Origin of the sequence: Pseudomonas sp. ABFPK (assembly GCF_001586765.1) — a bacterium.
GTDB lineage: Bacteria > Pseudomonadota > Gammaproteobacteria > Pseudomonadales > Pseudomonadaceae > Aquipseudomonas > Aquipseudomonas asiatica.
Genome location: NZ_LQXW01000081.1, coordinates 1 through 1,020 on the forward strand (window position 1 = coordinate 1; position 1,020 = coordinate 1,020).

The window sequence follows — 1,020 nt, forward strand, 5'->3', positions numbered from 1 at the left end:
TCGGGTTCGGCGTCAGTTGCTCGAAGTTGCCGCCGGTCGCACCGGTAATCGTGGTGCTGACAGTCGAGCCGTTGTTGTAGACGTCGTTCGCCGGGGTCTCGAAGTCGACGCTGCCCTGGGTCTTGCCGGCTTCGACGGTGATGGTCTGGCCGTTGGACAGGGTCACGGTCACCGGGGTCTGGGCCGGGTTGCTCAGGGTCACGGTGTAGGTGATCACGCCGCCTTCGGTCACCGACGGAGTCGCCGTCAGGGTCGCGGTGGTGGTGTCGACCGAGTCGTTGATCGTGGTCTGGGCCGGGGCCGGGTTCGGCGTCAGTTGCTCGAAGTTGCCGCCGGTGGCGCTCTCGATGGTCACGCTAACGGTCGAGCCGTTGTTGTAGACGTCGTTGGCCGGGGTTTCGAAGTCAACGCTGCCCTGGGTCTTGCCAGCTTCCACGGTGATGGTCTGGCCGTTGGACAAGGTTACGGTCACCGGGGTCTGAGCCGGGTTGCTCAGGGTCACGGTGTAGGTAATCACGCCGCCTTCGGTCACCGACGGGGTCGCCGTCAGGGTCGCGGTGGTGTTATCGACCGAGTCGTTGATCGTGGTCTGGGCCGGGGTCGGGTTCGGCGTCAGCTGTTCGAAGTTGCCGCCGGTGGCGCTCTCGATGGTCACGCTAACGGTCGAGCCGTTGTTGTAGACGTCGTTCGCCGGGGTCTCGAAGTCGACGCTGCCCTGGGTCTTGCCGGCTTCGACGGTGATGGTCTGGCCGTTGGACAGGGTCACGGTCACCGGGGTCTGGGCCGGGTTGCTCAGGGTTACGGTGTAGGTGATCACCCCGCCTTCGGTCACCGACGGAGTGGCCGTCAGGGTCGCAGTGGTGGTGTCGACCGAGTCGTTGATCGTGGTCTGCGCCGGGGTCGGGTTCGGCGTCAGTTGCTCGAAGTTGCCGCCGGTCGCACCGGTAATCGTGGTGCTGACAGTCGAGCCGTTGTTGTAGACGTCGTTCGCCGGGGTCTCGAAGTCGACGCTGCCCTGGG

General features: G+C 65.4%; 1 protein-coding gene. It reads right to left on the reverse strand.

Translation table 11 applies throughout. The annotated features are described in order from the left end of the window. Positions 1-1,020, reverse strand: a 1,020-nt coding sequence (locus WM94_RS30570) for an immunoglobulin-like domain-containing protein (protein WP_177342439.1), incomplete at both ends; no start/stop codon positions are given.